This window comes from Aeromonas sp. 2692-1 (genome assembly GCF_013085505.1).
Taxonomy (GTDB): domain Bacteria; phylum Pseudomonadota; class Gammaproteobacteria; order Enterobacterales; family Aeromonadaceae; genus Aeromonas; species Aeromonas hydrophila.
Genome location: NZ_CP038513.1, coordinates 4789557 through 4808791, shown reverse-complemented (window position 1 = coordinate 4808791; position 19235 = coordinate 4789557). Strand labels below are relative to the sequence as shown.

Annotated in this window: 19 protein-coding genes; 14 read left to right on the top strand and 5 right to left on the bottom strand. The window is 61.6% G+C overall.

Annotation, left to right across the window (positions count from 1 at the left end; translation table 11 throughout):
- Positions 1-3: 3 nt before the first annotated feature.
- From torD to E5E97_RS22415, 3 genes are all read right to left on the bottom strand, one after another.
- A complete protein-coding gene (torD, locus tag E5E97_RS22425; RefSeq protein ID WP_171281128.1) occupies positions 4-648 on the bottom strand; it encodes a molecular chaperone TorD in 645 nt (214 codons plus the stop codon).
- Between the two features lie 148 nt (positions 649-796).
- Positions 797-1201 carry a GFA family protein gene (locus tag E5E97_RS22420; protein ID WP_162516993.1) on the bottom strand — a complete coding sequence of 135 codons (405 nt, stop codon included), beginning with the start codon at positions 1199-1201 and terminating at the stop codon, positions 797-799.
- 23 nt (positions 1202-1224) lie between these two features.
- On the bottom strand, positions 1225-1512 hold the full coding sequence (locus tag E5E97_RS22415; protein ID WP_017409302.1) for a hypothetical protein: 288 nt from the start codon (positions 1510-1512) through the stop codon (positions 1225-1227).
- A gap of 433 nt (positions 1513-1945) precedes the next feature.
- Here E5E97_RS22415 and glyA point away from each other — a divergent pair, with 433 nt between their 5' ends.
- The 6 genes from glyA to ribBA all read left to right on the top strand — a co-directional run bounded on the left by glyA (position 1946) and on the right by ribBA (position 7511).
- A complete protein-coding gene (glyA, locus tag E5E97_RS22410) occupies positions 1946-3199 on the top strand; it encodes a serine hydroxymethyltransferase (protein ID WP_011707102.1) in 1254 nt (417 codons plus the stop codon).
- A 128-nt stretch (positions 3200-3327) separates the two neighbouring features.
- On the top strand, positions 3328-3762 hold the full coding sequence (locus tag E5E97_RS22405) for a hypothetical protein (RefSeq protein ID WP_238427567.1): 435 nt from the start codon (positions 3328-3330) through the stop codon (positions 3760-3762).
- 134 nt (positions 3763-3896) lie between these two features.
- On the top strand, positions 3897-4346 hold the full coding sequence (gene nrdR, locus E5E97_RS22400; RefSeq protein WP_010675395.1) for a transcriptional regulator NrdR: 450 nt from the start codon (positions 3897-3899) through the stop codon (positions 4344-4346).
- Positions 4347-4442: 96 nt separating this feature from the next.
- Positions 4443-5552 carry a bifunctional diaminohydroxyphosphoribosylaminopyrimidine deaminase/5-amino-6-(5-phosphoribosylamino)uracil reductase RibD gene (ribD, locus tag E5E97_RS22395; protein WP_171281126.1) on the top strand — a complete coding sequence of 370 codons (1110 nt, stop codon included), beginning with the start codon at positions 4443-4445 and terminating at the stop codon, positions 5550-5552.
- Positions 5553-5606: 54 nt separating this feature from the next.
- Entirely contained in the window at positions 5607-6260 is a 654-nt protein-coding gene (locus E5E97_RS22390; RefSeq protein WP_024944275.1) for a riboflavin synthase, read from the top strand.
- 141 nt (positions 6261-6401) lie between these two features.
- The gene (gene ribBA / locus E5E97_RS22385; RefSeq protein ID WP_016351734.1) at positions 6402-7511 is read left to right on the top strand and encodes a bifunctional 3,4-dihydroxy-2-butanone-4-phosphate synthase/GTP cyclohydrolase II; all 1110 of its coding nucleotides are present in this window, start codon (positions 6402-6404) and stop codon (positions 7509-7511) included.
- A gap of 63 nt (positions 7512-7574) precedes the next feature.
- On the opposite strand, the gene E5E97_RS22380 is transcribed toward ribBA, so the two are convergent.
- Positions 7575-8786: a trypsin-like serine protease gene (locus E5E97_RS22380; RefSeq protein WP_171281125.1), complete on the bottom strand. Its 1212-nt coding sequence runs from the start codon at positions 8784-8786 to the stop codon at positions 7575-7577.
- A gap of 197 nt (positions 8787-8983) precedes the next feature.
- Here E5E97_RS22380 and ribE point away from each other — a divergent pair, with 197 nt between their 5' ends.
- From ribE to E5E97_RS22340, 8 genes are all read left to right on the top strand, one after another.
- Positions 8984-9454: a 6,7-dimethyl-8-ribityllumazine synthase gene (gene ribE / locus E5E97_RS22375; RefSeq protein ID WP_016351731.1), complete on the top strand. Its 471-nt coding sequence runs from the start codon at positions 8984-8986 to the stop codon at positions 9452-9454.
- A gap of 14 nt (positions 9455-9468) precedes the next feature.
- Positions 9469-9882, top strand: coding sequence for a transcription antitermination factor NusB (nusB, locus tag E5E97_RS22370; protein ID WP_011707095.1), 414 nt, complete (start codon positions 9469-9471; stop codon positions 9880-9882).
- A 60-nt stretch (positions 9883-9942) separates the two neighbouring features.
- Positions 9943-10902 (top strand): thiamine-phosphate kinase, encoded by a 960-nt coding sequence (thiL, locus tag E5E97_RS22365; protein WP_029299287.1) that lies wholly within the window; start codon positions 9943-9945, stop codon positions 10900-10902.
- Complete coding sequence (locus E5E97_RS22360; protein WP_130631819.1) at positions 10899-11393, top strand: phosphatidylglycerophosphatase A; 495 nt, start codon at positions 10899-10901, stop codon at positions 11391-11393. The genes thiL and E5E97_RS22360 overlap by 4 nt, the downstream gene beginning before the upstream one ends.
- Before the next feature lie 510 nt (positions 11394-11903).
- Positions 11904-13628 (top strand): ABC transporter ATP-binding protein, encoded by a 1725-nt coding sequence (locus E5E97_RS22355; protein ID WP_011707092.1) that lies wholly within the window; start codon positions 11904-11906, stop codon positions 13626-13628.
- A 70-nt stretch (positions 13629-13698) separates the two neighbouring features.
- Positions 13699-15255 carry an ABC transporter substrate-binding protein gene (locus E5E97_RS22350; RefSeq protein ID WP_011707091.1) on the top strand — a complete coding sequence of 519 codons (1557 nt, stop codon included), beginning with the start codon at positions 13699-13701 and terminating at the stop codon, positions 15253-15255.
- A 99-nt stretch (positions 15256-15354) separates the two neighbouring features.
- Positions 15355-16329 carry an ABC transporter permease gene (locus tag E5E97_RS22345; RefSeq protein ID WP_011707090.1) on the top strand — a complete coding sequence of 325 codons (975 nt, stop codon included), beginning with the start codon at positions 15355-15357 and terminating at the stop codon, positions 16327-16329.
- Positions 16330-16332: 3 nt separating this feature from the next.
- Entirely contained in the window at positions 16333-17274 is a 942-nt protein-coding gene (locus E5E97_RS22340; protein WP_011707089.1) for an ABC transporter permease, read from the top strand.
- 78 nt (positions 17275-17352) lie between these two features.
- On the opposite strand, the gene dxs is transcribed toward E5E97_RS22340, so the two are convergent.
- The gene (dxs, locus tag E5E97_RS22335) at positions 17353-19218 is read right to left on the bottom strand and encodes a 1-deoxy-D-xylulose-5-phosphate synthase (protein ID WP_029299289.1); all 1866 of its coding nucleotides are present in this window, start codon (positions 19216-19218) and stop codon (positions 17353-17355) included.
- Positions 19219-19235 lie beyond the last annotated feature (17 nt).

The window sequence follows — 19235 nt, the reverse complement described above, 5'->3', positions numbered from 1 at the left end:
AACTCAGTCGGCGGCTGGCGCCGGTTTGACCAGGCTGAGGTAGTTGGCATCCATGGTGAGGAAGACCCCCAGCAGGCGGGCGCTGGCACCGTAGAAGCCAAACGGATCGGTGGCGCGGCAGGCGCGCTCGAAATGCGGGAACCAGGCCAGCAGATGGCCGTGCAGCAAGGCCTCTTGCTCGCCGAGCCACTGTTCGCGCAGATCGGCGCTGGCGGCTTCGGCGGCGCGAATGATGAGATTGCCCATCAGATCCAGTTCAACCCCCAGATGATCGACCGGTTGTTGGTATTTGGCGCTGACATCGATATTGAGCCGGCTCAGCCGTACCTGCATGCGCTTGAGCGCAGCGGCGTTCTGGTGGGCGGATTCATGGGGAGAGACGGCGTCGTTGGCCAGGAACAGCTCATGGAAGTCGCTGGCCAGCGCGTTGGCCCGCTCGGGACGCACCAGCAGGCGGGCGATGGCGTCATTGAGCTCGGCCACGGCCGGGCGCATGGGATCGAGCGTGGAGAGGCTCTTCAGGAAGCTTCGCACATCATAGCTGTCGTATTCGGCGATCTGTTCGTCGCTGAGCTGGGCGGTAAACAGGGTGGCAAACCACCAGTAAAGTTCGGCCCGACGTTCGCTAGTGGCCAGAAATTCCTGCATTTTTCCTCCGTGGATAGCAAGCGGGAAGCAGACTGAGCCCGATTCTAACGGCTTTGGCAGAAAAGTTAACCCATAGGTGACAATCCGCCGAACAAGTCGGGAAAAACGCCGCCAGAGGCGGCCTTTTCAGGGCATGTCGACAACGGTGTCAGGCGGTGGGGCGAGTCTCGAACTGCGGCAGCTCATCGGTGATCTCGTGCCAGGGGGCCTTGGAGCCGACGAAAATGTGAAAGCCGGGTCGCTGGCTCGGCGCCGTGTCGAGAATGCCGAGGCGCAGGTTCAGCTTGCCGCTGCTGCGCTTCTCGCTGAACAGGCTGGCGCCGCAGTGGCGGCAGAAGGCGAGGCTGGTCTCGGGGGATTTCTGGAAGCGGCTGATGGCCTCCTCTCCTCGGGTGATGGTGACGAGCGCGCCATCCAGGCCGCCCACCGGGGCGTAATCGGCGCCGGAAAATTTGCGGCACTCGGAACAGTGGCAGTTGCCCAGATAGTCGAAGCGGTCGGGCAGGCTCAGGGCGACGGCGCCGCACAGGCAGCTGGCGGTCAATGATGTCATCTTGCGGATCCTTGGCTGATGGGTCAGAGCTCCTCGCGATAGAGCGTCTTCTTGCAGCGGGTGCAGATATGCTGGCGCCGGAAATCGGTCTGGTGCACCAGGCCCACATCCAGTTGCTGATGGTGGCCGCAATGAATGCAGAAGATGATGTCGCCATCGATGGCTTCCGGGTGCGCTGCCAGATACTGCTCGCGGGTGGGCAGTTGATCCCACTGCGTGACAAAGGGACTCTTGCGAGTGCCGGTATAGTAGATCCAATAGAACAGCGCGAATACCGAAATAATCAGAAACAGCATCAGGTTATCCAGCATGGCTTACTCCCGTGAGGTCTGCGGTGCAAAGAGGCAAGGGGGTGACGTGAGCAGCAGTTGACCGGATGCGATGAGAGGGCCCTTCCGTTGCCGGTCGCGTCGTTGCTGCGCATGCCGGGCAACCGCTGTGCCAGCTAAAGATGTTATCTGTTAGTAAATGCTATATCCATGATCTGGCTCTGGTTTTGGCTGTTCGGCCAGCCCGCGCCCGGTCATGATGCCCGAGCGGTGACAGGGGATCGCAAGGCTGGTGTGGGTGTCGGGTGATGACTCTCACGCCGATTGGGGAGCATGGGCATTGTGAATTTCGCGACACATTTTACATTTTTTAAACAAATTTTTGGGTGGTTGGACTGTCTCTTTGATCCAGCTCACGTTACAATGCGCCTGCCCACTTCACCTATCGCGCAAACGATTTTCAGGAGAGAAACGGATGTTGAAACGTGACATGACCATTGCCGGCTATGATCCAGAGCTGTGGCAGGCCATCACAGACGAGACCCGTCGTCAGGAAGAGCATATCGAGCTGATTGCGTCCGAGAACTACACCAGCCCCCGTGTCATGGAAGCCCAGGGCTCCCAGCTGACCAACAAGTACGCCGAAGGTTACCCCTCCAAGCGTTACTACGGTGGTTGCGAGTATGTGGATGTGGTTGAAACCCTGGCTATCGAGCGCGCCAAAGAGCTGTTCGGTGCCACCTACGCCAACGTGCAGCCGCACTCCGGCTCCCAGGCCAACAGCGCTGTCTACATGGCCCTGCTGCAGCCGGGCGACACCGTGCTGGGCATGAACCTGGCCCACGGCGGTCACCTGACCCACGGCTCCCCGGTCAACTTCTCCGGCAAGCTGTACAACATCATCCCCTACGGCATCGACGAGTCCGGCAAGATCGACTACGACGACATGGAACGTCAGGCGGTCGAACACAAGCCGAAGATGATGATCGGTGGTTTCTCCGCCTACTCCGGCATCGTCGACTGGGCTCGCATGCGCGAAATCGCCGACAAGGTCGGTGCCTGGCTGTTCGTCGACATGGCCCACGTGGCCGGCCTCATCGCCGCTGGTGTCTACCCGAACCCGGTGCCCCACGCCCACGTGGTCACCTCCACCACCCACAAGACCCTGGCTGGTCCGCGCGGTGGTCTGATCCTCTCCGCCGCCGACGACGAGGAGCTCTACAAGAAGCTCAACTCCGCCGTCTTCCCGGGTGGTCAGGGTGGCCCGCTGATGCACGTCATCGCCGGTAAAGCGGTGGCCTTCAAAGAGGCACTGGAGCCGGAGTTCAAGACCTATCAGGCTCAGGTCGTGAAAAACGCCAAGGCGATGGCTGCGACCTTCATCGAGCGCGGCTACAAGATCGTCTCCGGCGGTACCGACAACCACCTGATGCTGGTTGACCTGATCGGCCGTGAGCTGACCGGCAAAGAGGCCGACGCTGCGCTGGGTAAAGCCAACATCACCGTCAACAAGAACTCCGTGCCCAACGACCCGCGCTCCCCGTTCGTCACCTCCGGTGTGCGGATCGGTACCCCGGCCATCACCCGCCGTGGTTTCAAGGAAGCCGAGTCCATCCAGCTGACCAACTGGATCTGTGACGTGCTGGACAACCACGACAACGATGCCGTGCTGGCCACCGTACGTGAACAGGTGCTGGACATCTGCCGTCGTTTCCCGGTGTATGCCTGATAACGGCCCTCACCCGGTTTGAGACCAATGCCACCCACGGGTGGCATTGTTTTTTGTGGCGTTTGGCAACACAGGAGGGCCTGATGACGCTGAAGGGCGAAGAGCATAGCGGGCAAGGCAATCTGACCATGGCCAGTGAACAGCAAGACGAGGTGCTGGAGGCTGCGCTCAGGCAGGCGATCCGCGCCCAGTACCACTTTCGCGCCAGCGAACAGGGGCTGCTGGCCTGGGACGTGCGCCGGCTGGTGCGACTGAGCCGTGATCTGCCGGTGCAGGCGGTGGCGCTCGGCGAGATTGCCGAGCTCGATCAGGTGCACTGGTACGGCCATGACGCCGCCCGCCCCACGGTGCGCAGCGTGGTGGAGCACTGCCAGTTGATGATGGCGGCCGATCTCGCCTATCCCATCCTGCTGGACAGCGCCGGCCGGGTGATGGATGGCATGCACCGGGTAGGCAAGGCGTTGCTGCTGGGCCACAGCAATATCGAGGCCCGCCGCTTTGCCGTGGATCCCGAACCCGATTATCAGGGCTGCGACCCCGATACCCTGCCTTATGACGACTGAGCCAGGGGCCGTCTGGGTGTATGCCGCCCCTTGTTTCCACGGGCTTTTACCGGTTCCGGATGGCCGTGCTACACTGGCCGGCCTAGAGCCAGCCCCCGGGGCCGGCGCCCTTTTCCGTCAACGCCGGAGGTCCGATGCATTGCCCTTTCTGTAGTGCGGTAGATACCAAGGTGATCGATTCCCGTCTGGTGGCCGAAGGCCATCAGGTGCGCCGCCGTCGCGAATGTCTGCTCTGCCACGAGCGCTTCACTACCTTCGAGATGGCCGAGCTGGTGATGCCCCGCGTCATCAAGTCCAACGGCTCACGCGAGCCATTCAACGAAGACAAGCTGCGCGCCGGCATCTTGCGGGCGCTGGAGAAGCGGCCGGTGAGCATGGAGGCCATCGAAAAGGCGGTCAACCACATCAAGTCCCGCCTGCGCGCCACCGGCGAGCGCGAAGTCGCCTCCCAGCTGGTGGGCAACCTGGTGATGGACGAGCTCAAGAGCCTGGACAAGGTGGCCTATATCCGCTTTGCCTCCGTCTATCGCAGCTTTGAAGATATTCGCGAGTTCGGCGAAGAGATCGCCAAGCTGGAGAAGTAAGTCTTTCTTCCAAACCAGGTTGCCGCGTTCGATTACGCTGCGCTAATCGAACCTACGATATTGCGTAAGCTTGGATGTGCTGTCAGAGGAGCCCAGATGTTTAGTCAAGACGATTACCAATGGATGAGCCGGGCCCTCGAACTGGCCCGCCGCGGCCGTTACACCACGGCCCCCAACCCTTGCGTCGGCGCCGTGCTGGTGAAGGCCGGCATGGTGGTGGGAGAGGGCTGGCACCAGCGCGCCGGCGAGCCCCATGCCGAGGTGTACGCCCTGCATGCCGCCGGTGACAACGCCCGCGGCGCCACCGCCTACGTGACTCTGGAGCCCTGCTCCCATCACGGCCGCACCCCGCCCTGCGCCGAGGCACTGATCAAGGCCGGGGTGACCCGTGTGGTCGCCGCCATGGTGGATCCCAATCCTCAGGTGGGCGGGCGCGGCCTGCGCATGCTCTCCGAGGCCGGCATCAAGACTGATTTCGGCCTGCTGGCCGCCGAGGCCGAGGCGCTCAACCCGGGCTTTTTCAAGCGGATGCGCACCGCGTTTCCGCAGGTGACGGTCAAGCTTGGCGCCAGCCTGGATGGTCGTACCGCCATGGCGAGCGGCGAGAGCCAGTGGATCACCTCCCCGGAGGCGCGTCGCGACGTGCAGCGGCTGCGGGCCCGCCACGATGCGGTGCTCTCCAGCGCCGAAACCGTGCTGGCGGATAACGCCTCCCTCACCGTGCGCTGGGACGAGCTGCCTACCTCGGTCAAGGCCGTCTATCCCAAAGAGACCCTGCGCCAGCCGCTGCGGGTCATCGTCGATTCGCAAAACCGGCTCACCCCGGATCTGCCGCTGTTCCAGAGCGAGGGCCCGGTACTGCTGGCCCGTCACAAGGCATCCGGTGAGTGGCCCGCCTGGGTGCAGCAGCTGGAAGTACCGCTGCTGGATGGCAAGCTGGATCTGGTCAGCCTGTTCATGCTGCTGGCCAAGCAGAACGTCAACTCGGTGCTGGTGGAGGCGGGGCCGCGGCTGTGCGGCGCCCTGCTGGACAAGGGGCTGGTGGACGAGCTGGTGCTCTATCAAGCGCCCAAACTGATGGGGGATGAGGGGCGCGGCCTGTTCCACCTGCCGGGGCTGACCCGGCTGTTCCAGGCGCCCAAGCTCAACATCAAGGATGTGCGCATGGTGGGGCCGGATATCCGCATTACGGCCAGACTGGCCTGACTTATCAATGTTAAAGGGGGCGGTGCCGCCCCCGTCATCAGCAAGGTGATCTGCATGTTTACCGGAATTATCGAAGCGGTGGGAACCCTGGCCGAGCTGCGCCGCCAGGGTGAGGACATGGCCCTCACCGTGCACGCACCGACCCTGGACTTCAGCGACGTCAAGCTGGGCGACTCCATCGCCACCAACGGCGTCTGCCTCACCGTGATTGCGCTCGGCGACAAGAGCTATACCGCCGACGTGTCGCTGGAAACCCTCTCCCGCACCGGTTTCGCCACCGCCAGGGTGGGCGATCGGGTCAACCTCGAGAAGGCGTTGATGCCCACCTCTCGCCTTGGCGGTCACCTGGTCTCCGGCCATGTGGACGGTATCGGCGAGGTGAAGAGCAAGTCCGCCAGCGGCCGCGCCATCGAGTACTGGATCAAGGCACCGGGCGAGCTCTCCCGCTACATCGCCGAGAAAGGCTCGATCGCGGTGGACGGCATCAGCCTCACCGTCAACGCGGTGCAGGGGGATCTGTTCCGGCTGACCATAGTGCCCCACACCGCCCAGGAGACCACCATCGCCCAGTGGAAACCTGGCTACAGGGTCAATCTCGAGGTGGATCAGATTGCCCGCTATCTGGAGCGGCTGATGACGGGCAAGCGTGAGGAGAGCAGCGCCTCCACCCTGACCCTGGAAAAGCTGGCCCAGTCCGGTTTCCTGTGATGGCCCCTTGGCGGGAAAAACGCTTTTCTGTGATCCCGCGCCGATTGAAATGGGGTCCCCTGTGCCCCATCTAGAGCACAATAGGCAGTATCAAGCCGAGCCGACTGGCTCAATCCCCGCAGCATGTTGATGGAGTAGCCCATGGCGCTAAGCACGACCCAGGAAATCATTGCCGATATCAAGGCTGGCAAGATGGTGATCCTGATGGATGACGAAGACAGGGAGAACGAAGGGGACCTCATCATGGCCGCCTCCTGTGTCCGCCCGGAAGATATCAACTTCATGGCCCGCTACGGCCGGGGGCTCATCTGTCTGACCCTGACCCGGGATCGCTGCAAGCAGCTGGCGTTGCCGCTGATGGTCGATCGCAACAATGCCCAGTTCTCCACCGCCTTTACCGTGACCATCGAAGCGGCCGAAGGGGTAACCACCGGCATCTCCGCCGCCGACCGCGCCGTCACCGTGCAGGCGGCTGTCGCACCGAACGCCAAGGCCGCCGATCTGGTGCAGCCCGGCCACATCTTCCCGCTGATGGCGCAGGACGGTGGCGTGCTGACCCGCGCCGGCCACACCGAGGCCGGTTGCGATCTGGCCCGGCTGGCGGGTTACGAGCCGGCGTCCGTCATCGTCGAGATCCTCAACGAAGATGGCACCATGGCGCGCCGCCCTGATCTGGAGCTGTTCGCCGAGCAGCACGGCATCAAGCTCGGCACCATCGCCGACCTCATCGAATACCGCAACCAGCACGAGACCACGGTGGAGAAGGTGGCCGAGTGCAAGCTACCCACCGAGTTTGGCGAGTTCGATCTCATCACCTTCCGCGACACCATCGACAACCAGGTGCACTTCGCCCTGAAAAAGGGTGAGGTACAGGCCGAACAGCCGACCCTGGTGCGGGTCCATCTGCACGACGTGCTGAGCGATCTGCTGTTGACCGATCGCCACAGCGCCCGCAGCTGGCCGCTACCCAAATCCATGGCCCGCATCGCCGATGAAGGCGGGGTGCTGGTGATCCTGGGGGCGGAAGCCCACGGCGCCGAGCTGCTGGCCCGGGTCAAGGGATTCGAGGCGGCGGACAAGGGGCTGGCACCGGAAGGGGCCAAGTGGCAGGGCACCTCGCGCCGGGTCGGCGTCGGTTCCCAGATCCTCAAGGCGCTGGGTGTGGGCAAGATGCGCCTGTTGAGCTCGCCGAAGAAGTACCACGCCCTCGGTGGTTTCGGTCTGGAAGTGGTGGAGTACGTCGGCGAATAAGCCTGATGCGATGAAACGGAGATGAAACAAGGGATGACCTCGGTCATCCCTTGTTGTTTTGCCTTAGCGGCGCCGGCGCAACCAGGCCAGCGGCAGCAGCAACAGGGCTGCGAATCCGGTGGCGCCACCACCGCCACTGCTTGACGTGGTCGTCGTAGTGGTGGTCGTGGTGGTATCCGGAGTCTTGGTGGGCTCGCTGGTGAGACTGATCAAGGCCCCTTCAAGACGCTGGCTTGCCCCCTGTTCATTGGTGGCGGTAAGTTCAACGCCCTGCACGCGCAGGGTTCCGACTGTATTGTTGCCATCGGCGCGAAGCCGCAGGGTGCAGGTTTGACCCGCTTCCAGACGGGCGGCGCAGCCGTTGCTCATGGCGGGGGCGTCGCTGTAGATGCCGCTCAGGGTGACCGCCTGGTTGCTGCGGTTGGCCAGCAGGTAGTCGGCCCAGCCACTGGTGCCTGAAGGCAGGATCAGGCCGCGGACCGTGGTCAGGGTGACGCCTTGCTGCTGCTCGGCGATCCAGTCACTGAAGGCGGGGGCGTAGACATAGCCACCGGCGCTGCCGGTGGCGCAGGGGAAGGCCCCGTAGCTGGTCACGCCGACCAGTTGTCCACCATAAGTGAGCGGACCACCGCTGTCCCCTTTGCAGGTGTCCTGACCGGCCAGCTTGCCGGCGAAGATATGGGTCGTGGTCGGGTCACCGTACCAGAAGTCCCGGTCTCCCCGATAGGCGAGATCCACCGCCAGCAGTTGCGGGCTGGCTTTGGTCGCGCTGGGGTCGATGCCACCGTACCCCAGGGCATGCAGCATGGTCGTGTTCTGCTGCCAGGTATCCTTGATGACTGGGTCGGCGATGGCGATCGGTGCCTGGGTAACGGGTGTGGCAAGGTGCAGCAGGGCCACGTCCGAGGCGTTCGGGGTGTCGCGATAACCCAGATTGATCAGCAGGTTGACGTAATACTCCGGGTGCATCAGCACCTGGTCGACCTTGCTGCGAAGGTGAGGACGGCTGAGATCACTCACCCCGATGGCCACTTCCATGGGGCCGGACTGGGCCTCGGCGACGCAGTGCGCTGCGGTGAGTACCCACTGCTTGTCGATGAGGGTGCCGCCGCAGAAATTGCTCCAATTGCCGTTGACGACTTCGCCGACGGCCACCATCCAGCTGGGGGCTGTGACGGCGCTGCCGCCGATGATGCGCGGGCTGCCAGCATCGGCCTGAGCAGCCAGCGGCAGCAGGCAGGCGAGTGCGACGCCGCTGCGTTTGAAATCCAACATACTGAACTCCTTGGTGTTATTATTTTAACCCGTAGTAGGGTGACGTATTATTATCAGGTCGGATCAGTTAAGCAAAAAGTCAATTGCACTGTCGTTGCCAGAATTGTGATGCATGTTTTTGTCCGATTCCCCTTTGTGCTAGAATGTGCGCACTTTTGACTCCGGCCCCTTTTGATTGCACAGAGACAGGATTTCCCATGAAGGTTATCGAAGGAAATATCGCCGCTCCTGAGGCGCGCGTTGCTATTGTCGTTGCCCGTTTCAACAGCTTCATCAACGAAAGCCTGGTGGACGGTGCGGTAGACGTACTGAAGCGTCAAGGTCAAGTCCAGGACAGCAACCTGACCCTGGTGCGAGTGCCGGGCGCAGTCGAAATCCCCCTGGCCATCAAGAAGCTGGCCAAGAGTGGTCAATATGACGCCATCGTGGCGCTGGGCACCGTCATCCGTGGCGGCACCTATCACTTCGATTTGGTGGCAAACGAGAACAGCAAGGGCATGGCCCAGGTAATGATGGAATATGAAATTCCGGTTGCCTTCGGCGTACTGACCACTGAAAACATTGAACAAGCCATCGAGCGTGCCGGTACCAAGGCGGGTAACAAGGGTGCAGAGGCAGCATTGAGCGCGCTCGAAATGATCAACGTCCTGAAACAGCTGGACGTGTAACGAGGAGAAATGCATTGAAACCGTCCGAGCGCCGCAAGGCCCGCCATTGTGCCACCCAGGCCATCTACCAGTGGCAGATGACCAAGGCCAACGTGGGCGACATCGAAGAGCAGTTCAAGATCGATCAGGACACCAAGGGTGTGGACCTGAACTACTTCCGCGATCTGCTGTTCGGGGTAGCCCTCCACTGCAACGAGCTGGACAAGGTCTTCGCACCTTTCCTCTCCCGTCCGCTGGAAGAAGTGGACATGGTGGACAAGGCGATCCTGCGTCTGGCGACCTATGAGCTGACCCGTCGTGATGATGTGCCGCCGCGCGTGGCCATCAACGAAGCGATCGAGCTGGCTAAATCCTTTGCTGCCGATGACAGCCACAAGTTTGTCAACGGTGTACTGGACAAGGTGATCAAGTCGCTGAACAAGCGTTGATCCTGCTGTCCGTCAACAGCATCTAAGAGAGGAGCCAGCTTATTGCTGGCTTTTTACTGTATGGGTGAATTCGAGCTGATTGATAAGTACTTCAAGGTCCCCCACGCCCGCAAGGACGTGGTGATGGGCCCTGGAGATGATTGTGCCCTGCTGACCCTGCCCCCCGACACCCAGCTGGCGGTGAGCACGGATACCCTGGTGAGCGGCGTCCACTTCTTTCCCGACATGGATCCGGTGGATCTCGGCTACAAGGCGCTGGCGGTCAATCTCTCCGATCTGGCCGCCATGGGCGCCGAGCCACGCTGGGTGTCGCTGGCGTTGACCCTGCCCACCATCAACGAGGCCTGGGTGGCCGGTTTTGCCGAAGGGTTCCTGGAGCTCGCCGAATACTACAACGTGGCGCTGGTGGGCGGTGACATGACCCGCGGCCCGCTCTCCATCACGGTGTCGGTGAAAGGGTCGGTACCGGCTGGCCGTGCCCTGCTGCGCAGCGGTGCCAAGGCCGGGGACGGGGTCTATGTGACCGGCACCCTGGGCGATGCCGCCCTGGCGCTCTCCCATCTGCTGGCCAAGCGAACCCTCAACGAGAACCAGCTGGCGGCCGTGTTGCCGCGGCTCGACCATCCCCATCCCCGCATTCTGGCCGGACAGGCCCTGCGCGGGCTGGCCGGCAGTGCGCTGGATCTCTCCGACGGGTTGGCATCTGATCTCGGCCATATCCTCAAGGCCTCCGGCGTGCGGGCCCAGATCGATCTCGATCTGCTGCCGCTCTCACCGGTGCTGCAGGATGCGGTGAGCGAACAGGATGCCTGGCAGCTGGCACTGGCCGGTGGCGATGACTATGAGCTCTGTTTCACCGTGCCGGAGGAGCATCGCGGTGCGCTGGACACGGCGCTGGCCAACTGCGGCGTCAAGTTTACCCGCATCGGCCGCATCGTTGCTGGCGAACCGGGCATCGACTATCTGCGGGGTGAACAAACGGTGGCGCTGGAACTGAAAGGGTGGGACCACTTCGCATGAGTCTGTTCGCGATAAAGCCCGAGCTGAAGCGGCTGAACCTGAAGCATCCGCTGCACTTTCTGGCGGTGGGTTTTGGCTCCGGCCTCTCGCCCAAGGCGCCGGGTACCATGGGGACGCTCGCCGCCATCCCCCTTTACTTGCTGGTCAGCGGTCTGTCGACGCCCTGGTTCATTGGGCTGCTGGTGTTGGGCTTCGTAGCGGGTATCCGCATCTGCCAGAGCGCCACCGATGCCATCGGCATGCCGGATCACGGTGCCATCGTCTGGGACGAGGTGATCGGTTTTGGGGTCACCATGATAGCGGCGCCGGCCGGCTGGGAGTGGGTGCTGGCCGGCTTCGTGCTGTTCCGGTTGTTCGACATCCTCAAGCCCTGGCCCATCTCCTGGTTTGACCGCCGCATCCATGGCGGCCTCGGCATCATGCTGGACGATCTCATCGCCGGCCTGTTCGCCCTGTTTTGTATGCAATCACTGGCATACTGGCTGGGTTGAAGGTGACAGCAAGGGGGAGCGCCATGCTGGCATCCCCCTATATATCTCTGTTTAGTTTTCATTCATCGGCATATGCTGCCGTTAAAAAATCATTTCACATAAATATTCACTACTCATTCGAAGCTTAAGGCTATTAAGTCAATAGTGAATATTCCCGTCTGTTGCGCCATTGTTGAAAGTAAAAATACTAGTAAGGCATTTTATCGGTCACATAGTCTGTATATGTGATAGGAGTCATAATTTATGACTGCTGACGTGGCTGCTAACTGAGCAAAGTATTGCGAAATTGTATAACCCGATCATTTACACTCGCCGCCAAACCGTCTAAGTTACTCGCGGGTTATTCCAAAAAAATGCAAAAAACCCGCCCGGATCGCTGGTTTCGTTGTCTCATGGATTGAGCGTTTTGCAGTCATTTCAAGCACTCAAGATCACCCCAAGGCACGACCGGCATCTGCGGCCGATTTACGGACGAATTATTTGGGACGGATGTCCCCCGCAGAGGTAAACATGTCCTTGCTCGAAGTGAAAAACTTGCGGATCGAGTACCCCTCCCGCTACGGGGTGCTGGCCGCAGTGAAGGATCTCTCTTTTTCCGTTGAAAAGGGGGAGATAGTCGGTGTGGTAGGCGAGTCCGGTGCCGGCAAGTCCACCATAGGCAACGCCGTCATCGACCTGCTGAGCCCCCCTGGCCGTATCGCCCGTGGCGACATCTATCTCAATGGCGAACTCATCTCCGGCAAGAGCCAGAACGAGATGCGGGCCATTCGAGGGTCGCGTATCGGCTTCATCTTCCAGGACCCCATGACCTCCCTCAACCCGCTGTTCACCGTCGAACGGCAGCTGGTTGAAACCATTCTGGCCAATACCGACCTCACCCGTGAGGCGGCCTTTGCCAAGGCGCTTTCCCTGATGGCGGCGGTGGGGATCCCGCAGCCTGAGCTGCGCATCAAGCAATATCCCCATCAGTTCTCCGGCGGCATGCGCCAGCGGGTGGTGATCGCCATCGCCCTCTCCGGCGATCCTGAGCTCATCATCGCCGACGAGCCGACCACGGCGCTGGACGTCTCCATTCAGGATCAGATCCTTCAGCTCATCCGCAACCTCTGCAAAGAGCGGCAGGTGGGCTGCATGCTGGTGACTCACGACATGGGTGTGGTGTCCAACGTCACCGACAAGGTGGCGGTCATGTATCGCGGCGATCTGGTGGAGTTCGGTACCACCGAACAGGTGCTGGGTCGCCCCAACCACCCCTATACCCGCAGCCTCATCTCGGCGGTGCCCCGCTCGGACGTCAAGCTGGTGCGCTTCCCGCTGGTCTCCTATATCGAGGACGCCGGTGCAGCGGACACCAGCATCGATCTCAAGACCCACTGGCTCGGCCAGAGTCAGGACGAGCGCGCCTATGAAGGGGCGCTGCTGCGGGTGGAGAACGTGGATCTGAAGTTCGTCACCAAGGACTCCCTGTTCCCGAGCCGCCGTCAGTACGTGCGGGCTTGCAACAACATCAGCTTCGAGATCTTCGAGGGTGAAACCTTCGGCCTGGTGGGGGAGTCTGGCTCCGGCAAGTCGACCATCGCCCGTGCCATCACCGGCCTCTATCCGCCCGATACCGGCAAGATCTTCTTCGAGGGGATCGATCTGACCGCGCTCAAGGGCGAGCATGAGCGCCGCCCGCTGCGTCGCCAGATGCAGATGGTGTTCCAGAACCCCTACTCCTCGATGAACCCGCGCATGAAGGTGCGCGACATCATCGCAGAGCCGATCCGCTTTCATAAGCTGGCGGGCAGCGAGAGCCAGATCGAGGGGATCGTGGGGGATCTGCTGGATCACGTCGGTCTAGGCCGTGGTGCCGGGGTCAAGTATCCCCACGAATTCTCCGGTGGCCAGCGTCAGCGCATCTCCATTGCCCGCGCCCTAGCGACCCGGCCACGCTTCCTCATCTGCGACGAGCCCACCTCGGCGCTGGATGTGTCGGTGCAGGCCCAGATCCTCAACCTGCTCAAGGATTTGCAGCAGGAGCTAGGCCTCACCATGCTGTTCATCAGTCACGATCTGCCGGTGATCCGCCAGATGTGCGATCGCATCGGGGTGATGCAGCACGGTCATCTGGTGGAAGTGGCGGAGACCGAGAAACTCTTTACCAATGCCGAGCATGAGTACAGCCGCAAGCTGATCTCCCTCATGCCGGAGTTCAAGGGAATGTCCCGCGAGGGGCTGGAAATCGCAAGCTAGGAAAGGGGCGGCCCGCCGCTCTGCTTGTCAAAAAAAGTGTCAATAAAAAGCCAAAAGCATGGAGAAAGACATGAAGAAAGGATTATCCAAGATTGCCCTGGCGCTGTTTGCCGCCGGTTTCGCTTTTAACGTTTCCGCCGTCGACATCAAGGTCGCCGTCGCCTCCGACGCCACCTCGCTGGACCCGCAGGAGCAGCTCTCCGGTCAGACCCTGGAGATGTCCCACCTGGTGTTCGATCCGCTGATGCGTTACACCCAGGACCTGAAATTCGAGCCGCGTCTGGCCGAGAAGTATGAGCGCATCGACGACAAGACCGTGCGCTTCTTCCTGCGCAAGGGCGTCAAGTTCCACTCCGGCAACGACTTCACCGCCGACGACGTGGTGTGGACCGTCAACCGTCTGAAGTCCTCCGTCGACTTCAAGGCCATCTTCGACCCCATCGCCGAAGTGAAGAAGGTCGATGAGTACACCGTTGATCTCGTCACCGCCAAGCCGTTCCCGCTGGTGCTGCAGACCGTCACCTATATCTTCCCGATGGACTCCAAGTTCTATACCGGCAAGACCGAGGCGGGCAAAGACAAGGCCGAGATCGTCAAGAACGGCGACTCCTACGCCTCCACCCACGTCTCCGGTACCGGCCCGTTCAGCGTCAAGTTCCGCGAGCAGGGCGTGAAGCTGGAGTACACCCGCAACGCCAACTACTGGGACAAGGCCTCCAAGGGCAACGTCGACAACCTGACCGTGGTGCCCATCAAGGAAGACGCCACCCGCGTGGCGGCCCTGCTGGGTGGCGACGTGGACGTGATCTACCCGGTTGCGCCGAACGATCTGGAGCGCGTGAAGAACGGCAAGGACACCCAGCTGGTGACCCTGTCCGGTACCCGCGCCATCATCATCGAGCTGAACCAGAACACCAACCCGGCGCTGAAAGACAAGCGCGTGCGTCAGGCGATCAACTACGCCATCAACCAGGTGGGCATCGTCGAGAAGATCAACAAAGGCTTCGGTACCCCTGCCGGCCAGCTGAGCCCGAAAGGCTATGCCGGTCACAACGAGGCGCTCAAGCCCCAGTATGATCTGGCCAAGGCCAAGCAGCTGATGAAGGAAGCCGGCTATGAGCAGGGCTTCAAGATGAGCTTCATCTCCCCGGCTGCCCGCTACGTCAACGACGTCAAGATTGCCCAGGCCGTCTCCGCCATGCTGGCCAAGATCAACATCAAGGTGGATCTGAAGACCATGCCGGTGGCCCAGTACTGGCCTGAGTTTGACAAGTGCGCCGCGGACATGCAGCTGATCGGCTGGCACTCCGACACCGAAGACAGTGCGAACTTCTTCGAATTCCTGACCTTCACCAAGGATGCCAAGACCGGCATGGGTCAGTACAACTGCGCCGGTTATGCCAACGCCGAGGCTGACAAGCTGGTCGAGCAGGCCAACGCCGAGACCGATCCGGCCAAGCGTGCCGAGATGCTGAAGAAGGTCGAAGCCATGCTGATCGACGACGCTGCCTATGTGCCGCTGCACTGGGAAGATCTGGCCTACGGCGCCAAGAAAAACGCCGACATCAAGCCGGTGGTCAACGTGATGAACTTCCCTTACTTCGGCGACCTGGTGGTCGGCAAGTAAGCGAAGGTTGCAAGGAAGGACGGGGCGGGGTGGTCAGCCGGCCACCCCGCCTGCTAACAGAAGCCTGTGCCATGACACAGGCCACGTAGAAGGACAAGCATGTTTACATTCCTGCTGAAACGGTTCTATCAGGCCGTGATAGTGATGTTCGTCATCAGCCTGGTCGCCTTCTCCATCCAGGACAACCTGGGGGATCCGTTGCGCGAGCTGGTGGGACAATCGGTCTCCGAAGCCCAGCGCCACGAATTGCGCGAGAAGATGGGCCTCAACGATCCTTTCCTCGTCAAATACAGCCGCTTCTTGAAGAACGCGGTACACGGGGATCTGGGTACTTCCTACTTCTTCAAGCGACCAGCCCTCGAGGTTATCCTCGACAAGCTGGTGGCTACTCTTGAGCTGGTGTTTGGCGCTGCGCTGATCATCGTGGTGGTCTCCATTCCGCTTGGGGTCTACTCGGCGATCCGCCCGCACAGCATACCGACCAAGATCATCATGGCGGGGAGCAGCATCGGCATCTCGATCCCGGTGTTCCTGACCGCCATCATGCTGATGTACCTCTTCTCCATCCAGCTGGGCTGGCTGCCGGCCTATGGCCGCGGCGAGACCTACAACCTGCTGGGCTGGGAGTCGGGCTTCTTCACCTGGGACGGCATCAAGCATTTGATCCTGCCCTGCGTGGCGCTCTCCTCCATCATGCTGCCGCTGTTCATCCGGCTGGTGCGCTCCGAGATGCTGGAGCAGCTCTCCTCCGAGTACGTCAAGTTCGCCCGTGCCAAGGGGCTGGACAACAACAAGGTCTACTACAGCCACGCCCTCAAGAACACCATGCTGCCGGTCATTACCGTCGGTGGTGTGCAGATCGGTACCATGGTGGCCTACACCATCCTGACCGAGAGCGTATTCCAGTGGCCGGGGACCGGCTTCCTGTTCCTCGAGGCGATCCACCGGGTCGATACGCCCCTCATCACCGCCTACGTCATCTTCGTCGGGCTCATTTTTGTGGTGACCAATACCCTGGTCGACCTGCTTTACGGGTTGATCAACCCGACCGTCAACCTGACCGCCAAGGGGTAACAGATGACTAATGCTGTAACTGCAAGCCCAAGCCGTTGGGCACGTTTTAAAAATTCCGACATCGTCTACTACTTCCTGCGGGACAAGGTAGCCATGTTCAGCTTTGCGGTGTTCGTGGTGTTCGTACTGGCGGCCCTGCTGGCACCCTGGCTAGCCCCGTACAACGTCTATGACCAGACCAGCTTCGATCTGATGGATGCCGAATTGCCGCCCTCCTGGCTGGAAGGGGGCGAAGAGCGCTTCTGGCTCGGTACCGACAACCAGGGCCGCGATATCTGGAGCACCATCCTCTATGGCGCCCGCATCTCGCTGACCATAGGTCTGTTCGCGGTGGCGCTGCAGCTGGTGCTCGGCATTGTCATCGGGCTGATGGCCGGTTACTTCGGTGGCCGCATCGACAGCCTGCTGATGCGCTTTGCCGACGTGCAGCTGTCGTTCTCCACCATGATGGTGGCGATCATCATCTCCGCCATCTTCCAGGCGACGTTTGGTTCCGAGTTCTACTCGAAGTTCGCCATCCTGATGCTGGTGGTGATCATCGGTATCGCCGAGTGGCCGCAGTACGCCCGAACCGTGCGTGCCTCGGTGCTGGCGGAGAAGAAGAAGGAGTATGTGGAAGCGGCCAAGGTGATGGGCTTTCGCGCCCCGCGCATCATGTTTCGCCACATTCTGCCCAACTGCCTGTCGCCGATCCTGGTCATCTCCACGGTGCAGGTGGCCAACGCCATCATGAGCGAGGCGGCGCTCTCCTTCCTCGGTCTGGGGATGCCGGTGGATCAGCCGTCGCTGGGCTCGCTCATCAGCGTGGGCTTCAACTACATCTTCTCCGGTTCCTGGTGGATCACCGCCTTCCCGGGCATCTGCCTGGTGGTGCTGGTGCTGGTTATCAACCTGTTGGGCGACTGGCTGCGGGATGTGTTCAATCCCAAGCTCTACAAGGGCTGATGGTCACAGATAAACAAACGAGACAGACAAACAAAAAGGGCGCCATAACGGCGCCCTTTTGCTGTGTGTGCTGAGGGGTCAAGCCTGCAGCCACTGCTCGATGCTGCGCTGGATGCCGGCGCCATCGAGCCCCAGCAGAGCGTAGATCTCCTCCTGGGTACCCTGTTCGACGAAGCGATCCGGCAGGCCGAGATTGAGCACCGGCTTGCACTGTTTGCTGCGCATCAGCAGCTCATTCACCGCAGAGCCGGCGCCGCCCATGATGGCGTTGTCCTCGAGGGTGACGAACTGATCGTGGGTCGCGGCCAGGGAGAGCACCAGGGCCTCGTCCATCGGTTTGACGAAGCGCATGTCCACCAGGGTGGCATCGAGCGCCTCGGCTGCCGCTTTGGCCTGTTGCAGCAGGGTGCCGAACGCCAGGATGGCGGTGCCCTTGCCCTGACGGATGATCCGGCCTTTGCCGAGCGCCAGCGCCTGCATCTCGCTCTCGACCTGGATGCCGGTGCCGCTGCCGCGAGGGTAGCGTACCGCCGCCGGCCCGTTGCACTGGTAGCCGGTGTAGAGCATCTGGCGGCATTCGTTCTCGTCGGACGGGGTCATAATCACCATGTTGGGCACGGTGCGCAGGAAGCTGATGTCGAACGCCCCCTGATGGGTGGGGCCGTCGGCCCCCACCAGACCGGCCCGGTCGATGGCGAACAGCACCGGCAGCTCTTGCAGCGCCACATCGTGGATCAGCTGATCGTAGGCTCGCTGCAGGAAGCTCGAGTAGATGGCGACCACCGGCTTCTGGTCGGCGATGGCGAGACCGGCGGCGAAGGTGACTGCGTGCTGCTCGGCGATGGCCACGTCGAAGTAGCGATCCGGATACTGTTGGCTGAACTTCACCAGGCCGGAGCCTTCGCGCATGGCAGGGGTGATGCCGACCAGCCGCTCATCCTTGGCCGCCATGTCGCACAGCCACTGGCCGAAGATGGCGGAGAAGCTCGGCTTGCCGCCGCTCGCCTTGGGCAGGGTGCACTCATCCGGATTGAACTTGGGCACGCCGTGATAACCGATGGGGTCCTTCTCGGCGGGCTCATAGCCCTTGCCCTTCTTGGTCTTGACGTGCAGCAGCTGCGGCCCCTTGAGGTTGCGCATGTTGCGCAGGGTCTCGACCAGGGCGTTGATGTCGTGGCCGTCGATGGGGCCGATGTAGTTGAAGCCGAACTCCTCGAACAGGGTGCCTGGCACCACCATTCCCTTGAGGTGTTCCTCGGCCCGCTTGGCCAGCTCCTTGACCGGCGGCAGGCCGGCCAGCACCTTCTTGCCACCCTCGCGGATGGTGGTGTAGAGCTTGCCAGACATGATGCGGGCCAGGTGGTTGTTCAGAGCCCCGACATTTTCGGAGATGGACATCTCGTTGTCGTTGAGCACCACCAGCATGTCCTTGTGGACATCGCCGGCGTGATTGAGCGCCTCGAACGCCATGCCGGCGGTGATGGCGCCATCGCCGATCACCGCCACCACCTTGCGGCCAAGCCCTTCGCTTTCGGCCGCCACGGCCATGCCGAGCGCCGCCCCGATGGAGGTGCTGGAGTGGCCGACCGAGAGCACGTCATATTCGCTCTCGCCACGCCAGGGGAAGGGGTGCAGACCGTCTTTCTGGCGAATGCTCTGCATCCGATCGCGCCGACCGGTGAGGATCTTGTGGGGATAAGCCTGGTGGCCCACGTCCCACACCAGCCGATCGAACGGGGTGTTGTAGACGTAGTGCAGCGCCACTGTCAGTTCGACGGTGCCGAGCCCGGAGGCAAGATGGCCACTGGAGCGACTCACCGAACGCAGCAGATATTCACGCAGTTCGTTGCACAGCACGGGCAGTCGCTCGAAGGGCAGGGATCGCAACTCGACCGGCGTATCCGCGAGGGCCAGGTTGGGGAAATTGCTTATATCAACGCTCATATTGTTACTGTTATCCA